At 73.0% G+C, this 8,201-nt stretch carries 7 protein-coding genes; 4 read left to right on the top strand and 3 right to left on the bottom strand.

The window, feature by feature from the left end; all coding sequences use genetic code 11:
* The 3 genes from HMPREF0591_RS06680 to HMPREF0591_RS06670 form a co-directional block, all read left to right on the top strand.
* Positions 1–556, top strand: a 556-nt coding sequence (locus tag HMPREF0591_RS06680) for an AMP-binding enzyme (protein ID WP_007167701.1), incomplete at its 5' end; no start/stop codon positions are given.
* An 11-nt stretch (positions 557–567) separates the two neighbouring features.
* Positions 568–1,920 carry a hypothetical protein gene (locus HMPREF0591_RS06675; protein ID WP_040621293.1) on the top strand — a complete coding sequence of 451 codons (1,353 nt, stop codon included), beginning with the start codon at positions 568–570 and terminating at the stop codon, positions 1,918–1,920.
* Between the two features lie 102 nt (positions 1,921–2,022).
* Entirely contained in the window at positions 2,023–3,441 is a 1,419-nt protein-coding gene (locus tag HMPREF0591_RS06670; protein WP_007167699.1) for an MFS transporter, read from the top strand.
* Positions 3,442–3,460: 19 nt separating this feature from the next.
* Here the strand turns inward: HMPREF0591_RS06670 and HMPREF0591_RS06665 are convergent, their stop codons facing one another.
* The 3 genes from HMPREF0591_RS06665 to HMPREF0591_RS06655 are packed head-to-tail and all read right to left on the bottom strand — an operon-like array spanning position 3,461 to position 6,475.
* The gene (locus tag HMPREF0591_RS06665) at positions 3,461–4,120 is read right to left on the bottom strand and encodes a TIGR04282 family arsenosugar biosynthesis glycosyltransferase (RefSeq protein WP_007167698.1); all 660 of its coding nucleotides are present in this window, start codon (positions 4,118–4,120) and stop codon (positions 3,461–3,463) included.
* The gene (locus HMPREF0591_RS06660; RefSeq protein ID WP_007167697.1) at positions 4,117–4,770 is read right to left on the bottom strand and encodes a glycosyltransferase family 2 protein; all 654 of its coding nucleotides are present in this window, start codon (positions 4,768–4,770) and stop codon (positions 4,117–4,119) included. Before HMPREF0591_RS06660 ends, HMPREF0591_RS06665 begins: the two co-directional genes overlap by 4 nt.
* A 7-nt stretch (positions 4,771–4,777) precedes the next feature.
* Positions 4,778–6,475 carry a DUF7159 family protein gene (locus HMPREF0591_RS06655; RefSeq protein ID WP_007167696.1) on the bottom strand — a complete coding sequence of 566 codons (1,698 nt, stop codon included), beginning with the start codon at positions 6,473–6,475 and terminating at the stop codon, positions 4,778–4,780.
* 247 nt (positions 6,476–6,722) lie between these two features.
* Here HMPREF0591_RS06655 and HMPREF0591_RS06650 point away from each other — a divergent pair.
* Positions 6,723–8,201 (top strand): DUF7937 domain-containing protein (locus HMPREF0591_RS06650; protein WP_007167695.1); only part of this gene is annotated, 1,479 nt, incomplete at its 3' end.

The raw sequence follows: 8,201 nt of genomic DNA, 5'->3' as shown, positions 1-8,201 counted from the left end.
CACCTACGGCATGAGCGAGACGGCGGGCGGCTGCGTGTACGACGGCGTGCCGCTGGACGGCGTCCGGGTCCGGGTGGCGGCCGACGGGCGCATCGTCCTCGGGGGCGCGACCCTGGCCAAGGGCTACCGCAACCCCGTGGACCCCGACCCGTTCGCCGAGCCCGGCTGGTTCCGCACCGACGATCTCGGCGCCGTCGACGAGGCGGGCGTGCTGACCGTGCTGGGCCGCGCCGACGACGCGATCAGCACCGGCGGGTTGACCGTGCTGCCGCAGCTGGTCGAGGCCGCGCTCGGCACCCATCCCGCGGTCGGGGACTGCGCGGTCTTCGGACTCGCCGACGACCGGCTGGGACAGCGGGTGGTGGCCGCGATCGTGGTGGCCGAGGGCTGTTCGGCGCCGACGCTGGACGCGCTGCGCGCCCACGTGGCGCGCACCCTGGACGCCACCGCCGCGCCGCGCGAGTTGCATCTTCTCGACGCGCTGCCGCGGCGCGGCATCGGCAAGGTGGACCGGATGGCGCTGATGCGCCGCTTCGCCGGTTCGGGCGATCAATAGGCTGGTCGACCGTGAGGGTGGCACGTCGCGAGTGGTTGGCCGTCGCGGCCGGGGCGGTGCTGGTGGGGGCCGCGTTCGTGTTGCCGCGGCTGCACCTGGGCGTCCGGCCGCGGACCGACGTGGGCGAGGAGCGCTTCGGCACGCACGCCGGGGCCGCACCGATCTTCGGCGCCTGGGAAATCCACGCCAGCTGGGGCACCGGGCCCGCCATCGCGATCGCGATCGCCGCGGTGGTGTGGGGGTCGATTCTGGCGCAACGCCTTGCGTGGCGGGTGCTGACGCTGGGCACCTGGGCCACCGCGTGCGGCTGGGCGTTCGCGCTGGCGATGATCGACGGCTGGCAGCGCGGTTTCGCCGGCCGGCTGACCACCAAGGACGAGTACCTGTCCGAGGTGCCGGGCGTCACCGACATCCCGGCCACGGTGCGCACGTTCGCGGGCCGGATCGTCGACTATCAGCCGAGCTCCTGGACCACCCACGTCTCGGGCCATCCGCCCGGGGCGTTGCTGACGTTCGTCTGGCTGGACCGGATCGGCCTGCACGGGGGCGCCTGGGCCGGCCTGCTGTGCCTGCTGGCCGGATCCAGCGCGGCCGCCGCGGTGCTGATCGCCGTGCGCGCGCTGGCCGACGAGCAGACCGCTCGCCGCGCCGCGCCGTTCGTGGCGGTGGCGCCGACGGCGATCTGGGTTGCGGTCTCCGCCGACGGCTACTTCGCCGGGGTCGCGGCGTGGGGCATCGCCCTGCTGGCGGTCGCGGTGCACCGAGGAGTCCGGTTCCCCGCGTTGACGGCCGCCGCGGCGGGGCTGCTGCTGGGCTGGGGCGTCTTCTGCAACTACGGCCTGATGTTGATGGGGCTGCCGGCGGTGGCGGTGCTGGCGTCGGCCGCCGGCTGGCGCACGGCGCTGCGGGCGCTCGGCCCGGCGGCCCTGGCCGCGGTGGCGGTGGCTTCGGCGTTCGCGGTCGCGGGCTTCTACTGGTTCGACGGCTACACCCTTGTGCAGCAACGCTATTGGCAGGGCATCGCCAAGAACCGGCCGTTCCAGTACTGGAGCTGGGCCAACCTGGCATGCGTGGTGTGCGCGATCGGACTGGGCAGCGTCGCCGGCGTCAGCCGGGTGTTCGACCGGGCGGCCGTCCGGCGCCGCTCCGGGTTTCACCTGGTGCTGCTGGCAGTGCTGGCCGCCATCGCCTGCGCGGATCTGAGCATGCTGAGCAAGGCCGAGGTAGAGCGGATCTGGCTGCCGTTCACCGTCTGGCTGACCGCCGCGCCCGCGCTGCTCCCCGTCCGGTCGCACCGGGTGTGGCTGGCGCTCAACGCCGCCGGCGCCCTGTTGCTGAACACCATCATCGTCACGAACTGGTAAACGGACCGGTCCGGATTCACCGGTTACTCACAGCTTTCGCGAACCGTAGGAACGACTCCCCGGTCTACCGTCGACGTCGGCAACTGTTGATTAGGGGGTTTAATGGGCCGCGCGCACCGGATCGTCGACTGGAATCCAGAGGACGTCGTCGCCTGGGAGGCCGGCAACAAAAGGATCGCGCGGCGCAACCTGCTGTGCATGATGGCGGCCGACCACGTCGCCTTCTCTATCTGGGCGCTCTGGTCGGTGATGGTCCTGTTCATGCCCGCATCGGTGTACGGCTTTTCGCCGGCCGACAAGCTGCTGCTCGGCGCCATCGCCACGCTGAGCGGGGCGTGCCTGCGCATCCCCTACACGCTGGGCATCGCCACCTTCGGCGGCCGCAACTGGACGACGTTCTCCGCGGCGGTACTGCTGATCCCCACCGGCGGCACCATCGTGCTGCTGGCCAATCCGGGCCTGCCGCTGTGGACGTACGCGGTGTGCGCGGCACTGACCGGCTGCGGCGGTGCGAACTACGCCGCCTCGCTGGCCAACGTCAACGCCTTCTACCCGCACCGGCTCAAGGGCTCGGCGCTGGGGCTCAGCGCCGGGATCGGCAACCTGGGTGTGGCGACCGTCCAGGTGGTCGGGTTGTTGGTGATCGCCGTCGCGGGCGACCGCCAGCCCTATTGGGTGTGCGCGGTCTACCTGGTGCTGCTAGCCGTGGTCGCGATCGCGGCGGCACTGTTCATGGACAACCTGGAGCACGGCATCGAGGTCGCCACGATGCGGTCGGTGATGTTCGTGCGCGACACCTGGGTGCTCGCGCTGCTATACGTCGGCACGTTCGGGACCTTCATCGGGTTCTCCTTCGCGTTCGCCCAGGTGCTGCAGATCAACTTCATCGCCAGCGGGCAGGGCGCCGCGCAGGCGTCGCTGCACGCCGCCGAGCTCGCGTTCATCGGGCCCCTGCTCGGATCGCTGTCCCGGATCTACGGCGGCAGGCTGGCCGACCGCTTCGGGGGCAACCGCGTCACCCTGGCCGTCTTCGTGAGCATGGTCGTCGCGACCGCGGTGCTGACCGCCGTCGCCACCCACGCCGACCACAGCCCCGGCCCGACCAGCGCCGCCACCATGGCCGGCTACATCGTCTGCCTGCTGGTCCTGTTCCTGCTGGCCGGTCTCGGAAAAGGGTCGGTGTTCAAGCTGATTCCGGCGGTGATCGAGGCCCGCAGCCACACGCTGGACGTCGCCGAAGCCGAGCGCCGGCATTGGTCGCGCAACATGTCGGGAGCGTTGATCGGATTCGCCGCCGCGGCAGGGGCGTTCGGCGGCGTCGCCGTCAACCTCGCGCTGCGGCAGTCCTACCAGAGCACGGGTTCCGACTCGGCGGCGTTCGCGCTGTTCCTGGCGCTCTATGTCGCCGCGGCGCTCATCACGTGGACCATGTACGTGCGCCGCCCTTTCGCCGGCAAGTCCGCCGCGCCGCTCAGCCCGCCGGCGGCCGAACCGTCGCTGGTCGACGCCGCGTCGAAGTAGCCCCCGGGCGGACGAAGCGTCACAAGCCGGCCGCGAGGGTGAGCTTCGCGAAACGACTGGCGGGGCCGCACGCCGCGCGCACCGCGGCCACGTCGTCGACGATGTCGAAGTCGGCCAGCTGAGGCGCCGCGCGCACGGCAATTCCCATGTCCTGCAACGCCCGATACGTCAGCAGTCCGGTGTCCGGCCGGGACATCGGGACGGTGCGCAGGCATTCGGCCGCCGCCGGGCTCCGTAGGCCAAGCACCCACCAGCCGCCGTCGACGGCCGGCCCCAGCACGGCCGGCGCCTCCCGCAGCCCGCGCGCGCAGTCGGCCAGCAATGCGGCGGTCACCTGGGGCGTGTCCATCCCGATCTGCACCACCGGATGCCCGTCGGAGGCGTCGGCGTGGGCATTGGCGAGCCGGTCGGCGAAGTCGTCACCGCGCTGGGGGATCACCGTGAAAGACCGCAGCCGGTCCCGGATCTCGTCGGCGCCGGCGGCGGCGTCCAGCGCGCCGGTCATGGCCACCACCCGGTTGGCCACCGGCGCGGCGGCCACGGCGTCCAGCGTGTCCAGGAGCGCGGCCGCGGCGATCTCGGCGGCCACGACGTCCCCGACCGTCGCCGCGAGGCGGGTCTTGGCCAGCCCCGGCTCGGGCGCCTTGGCGACCACCAGCAGCGTCACCGGCAGTGTCACGAGATCACCTTCCAGAAGTCGAGGATCGCGGTGATGCTGCCCCGCAGCGAACCGCTGACCTTCGACTTGCCGCCGGTCCGGGGACCGTAGCTGACGTCGAGTTCGACCACGCGCCAGCCGGCGGCGGCGGCGCGCACCAGCAGCTCCAGCGGATAACCCGAGCGCCGGTCGGTGACGCCCAGGTCCAGCAGCGCGTCGCGGCGCGCCACCCGCATCGGTGCGATGTCGTGCACCGGCAACCCGTGCCGGGTGCGCAGCCGCCAGCTCATCACCACGGTGCCGATCCGCGCGACCCACGGCCAGTGCAGCCCGGGCACCGGCCGGCGCCGCCCGGTCACCAGATCGGCGCCCTGCCCGAGCGCGGCGACCAGCCGCGGCAGGTCGCCGGCGTCCATCGAGCCGTCGGCGTCGATGACCGCGACGATCGGCGTGGTGGCCGCGACCACGCCCGCGTGCACCGCCGAGCCGTACCCGGGCCGCGGCTCGGCGACCACCCGGGCGCCGTGCAGGCGCGCGACCGCGGCGGTGCCGTCGGTGCTGTTGTTGTCCACGACCAAGGCCCGGTAGCCGGCCGGGATGGCCGCCAGCACGGCCGGCAGCGACTCCTCCTCGTCGAGGCAGGGCAGCACCACCGTGACGGCGTCGGGCATCGCGGCGTCAGAACCCGTTATGGCCGCCGCCGGTGTGCGGTTGCTGCGGCACCACCGGCTGCTGGGTGTGCGTCTGCGGCACGGTCTGTTGCGTCTGGGTCTGCGTGTGCGTCGGCGGGGGCGAGTACGTGGTGGCCGGTTGCTCGTGCGTGGTCGGCGGGGTGTACGTCGTGGTCGGCGCGGCCTCGGTGGTCGTCGGCGGCGAGTACGTGGTGGTGGGCGCGGTCTCGGTGGTCGTCGGTGGGGTATACGTCGTGGTCGGCGCGGTTTCCGTCGTCGTCGGCGGCGAAGTGGTGGTCGGCACGGTGGTGGTCGGCACGGTGGTGGTCGGCACGGTGGTCGTCGGCACGGTGGTGGTCGGCGGCGTGATGGTCGTCGTGGACGGCGGCGTGTAGGGCGGGTTGTACGGCGGCCGCGGGTAGCCCGGCTGCCAGCCCGGGAACGGAACGATGACCGGAATGGGAACGGGCACACCGGGATTGGGGTTGGGCACGAAGCCCGGCGCACCCGGCGCGGCGGGAACGGGAGCGGTGCCGCCCCCGGCGGGCGGCACCTGCGGAATGGCGGTGGGGGCCGGGACAGTACCGCCCTGGAATCCCGCGTTGGGCTGGTCGACCGGCGGCGGGGGCACGGGGGCCTGCTGCTGCGTCGGCAGCAGCGGCATGAACTTGCCGGGAGCCGCGTTCTGGTGCCCCACCACGGGCTGCTGGCTCGCGGTGGGGCGGACGGCGATCGCGATCGCGGCGGCCAGTGACGCGAATCCGATGACCGCGAAGGCGATCACGGCGTTGCCGACCACCAGGGATCGGCGGCTGAGCCGCGACGGGATGGCCTCGGTCCCGTCGGCGTCGTCGTATTCGTCGAACCCGGGCCCGTACTCGCCGCCCGCGAACGGCTCCGCATCGTCGGCCATCGAGTACGCCAGCTGCGGCTCCTGCGCGTCGGGCGGCGGCACGACCGTCGTCTCGTCACCGGTGAGCCCGGCCGGGGCCATCGCCGTCTCGTCACCGGTAAGCCCCACGGCCGGCGCCAGCGCCGTCGCGTCCCCGGCCGCCAGGACGGTCGCCGGGGCGGCGGCGATCGCGGCGCCGCGGGCGACCGCGAAGGCGGGGTCGGCGGCGACCTCGACCCGCATGGTCGACGCCTCGCGGAGCTGGTCGGCGACCTGGGCCAGCTCGGGAGAGGCGCCCACCAGGTACACGTCGCCCGGGGCGTCCGGCCGCGCGCCGAGCTGGGCCATCATCGTGTTGAACGTCGCGGTCGCGTCTCCCCCGGCCAGCGGCTCGCCGGCCAGTACGGTCGGCGGCGCGTTCTGGTCGTCGGCCGAACCGGGCACCGACAGGGTCGCCGTCGCGCCGTCCATCACCAGCGCGGCGCCCGGCCGGCCGGCCGCGCGCATCAGGGCGGCAACCGCCTGCGACTCCGGGAGCACCGCGACGTTCGACACCCCGGAAGTCTCCAGCGCCTGCCGCAGCTGTCCGGCCCGCAAATCGTCGTTCCAGCACACGCGGGTGCCGACCAGCCGGTGGTTCTCGTCGGCCAGCAACCGGTTGGTGCCGACGACCGTTTCGGTGAGCTTCCCGACCGGGTTGTCCTGAAGGTCGACGACGGATTGGTCGATCACGTCGGCCCCCCGCGCGCCCGGCCCGACCAGCGCCAAGCGGGCGACCGGGCCCGTGACCGCGACCCCCAACACGACGTCCATCCCGGTTCTCCTTCGGCCGGCCACCCCACGACCAGCAATGTCCAGGCCTCATTACACTTGCGATACCGTTGGCAGTATCCGTTATTCGGGCGACAAGGTTTGCCTACACCGCAGCGTAACCAGCTTCTCGAACGACAGGACGTTCGCCGGGGATTCTGCCACGGCGTCCGAACGGAGAATATGTTCGCAAGCGAGCAGTGCGGCCGCCTCGGCCGGGTATTCACCCGCCGCGTGACTTTCGGGGGGCATGGTGAGCCAGAGCAGTGACGAAACGCCTACCGGCCCCATCGAACCCGGGCAGGCGCAGCAAACCACCCGCATCATCCGGCCAGCCCCGGGCGCCCCGGGCGCAACGGGGGATCCGGCGCGGCGCAGGCACGTCGTCAGCGACCTGATTGCCGTCGCGCTGCTCGTCGTCGCGGTGTTCCTGCCGTGGAATCTGTACTTCGGCGTCGGGATCCCCGGCAGCCGACCGGCCCTGTTCACGGTGCTGATCGCGGTCACCGCGCTGTCCCTGCTCGCCGTCGCGGTGGCCGGCTCCTGGAGGTCGGGCGGCGCCCGGTTCAACCCCGCGACGGCCGGCCGGGTCCGGCTCTGGCTCAACGTCCCCTACGCGCTGCTGGTGCTGGCCTTCGTCGGGTTCGACGCGTTCGAAACCGTCCGGTTCGGTGGCACGGTGAACGTGCCGGGCGGGGTGGGGCCCGGCGCGTGGGTGGGGATCGCCGGCTGCATGCTGAGCGCGCAAGCGGTGGCCGCCGGCGCCCGCTCGGGACCCGTTCCCGAAGGCGACGCGCACACGGGCTGGCTGAGGTCCGCCCGGCTCGTCGGCGTCGCGTCGATGGCGCTGGCCGTGCTGAGCTTCGGGTTCAACCTGTACTGGCGGGTGCGCTACGCGCTGCAAAACGCCGGCGGCGCCGCCGAGTTCGGCAAGCAGAACGTCGCCGTGATCGTGACGGCGGTGGTGTACGGGGTGGTGGCGTTGGTCGCCGTGCTGGTCGCCGGCCGGTGGTTGCTGCGCGACGCCCGGGCCGCCCGGCTGGCCACCGTCGCGCTCGGCGCGTCGACGCTGGCCGCCGGAATCCTGGTGTGGAGCCTGCCCCTGGGCCGCGACATCGACGCGTTCCACGGCATCGCGCAGAACACGTCGACCGCCGGCGTCGGGTTCGAGGGTTACCTGGCGTGGGCGGCGGCCGCGGCGATGGTCGCGCCGCGCACCCTGTTCGGCCACCGCAACACCACCGGCGCGGAGGAGAGCGCCTGGCGGGCGGCGGCCCGAATCGGCTTGCTACTCATCGCGGTCTGGGGTGTCGGCTCGATGCTGATGCGGATGACGGACCTGTTCGTCGCCGTGAGCCTGAACTACCCGTTCTCCCGGTACGACACCGTGGTGCTGGCCGCGTTCGACCTGGCCACCGCGCTCCTAGCGGCCTGGCTGCGGATCAACCTGGGCCACGCCGCGCGCTCCCCGCGGGTGATCTCGACGGTGTGCGGGCTCGTCGCCACGCTGAGCGTCGCCCGCGTCGTCGTGGGCGTGGTGCTGGCGCCGCGGTTCGCGGACTCTCCCAATTCCCCGGCGCAGCACCCGGTCTACGGGAACAACCTCGCCCAGCAGATCACCAGCACCTTCGACGTGACGCTGTGCGGGCTGGCGCTGTGCATCCTGGGCGCCGCCGTGGTGGCCGGGCAGCTGCGGGGCCGGCGGCTGCGCCGCCGCCGCGCCGTCGGC

The sequence above is a fragment of the Mycobacterium parascrofulaceum ATCC BAA-614 genome, assembly GCF_000164135.1.
Lineage (GTDB): Bacteria > Actinomycetota > Actinomycetes > Mycobacteriales > Mycobacteriaceae > Mycobacterium > Mycobacterium parascrofulaceum.
This window is presented reverse-complemented; position numbering and strand designations above follow the sequence as displayed.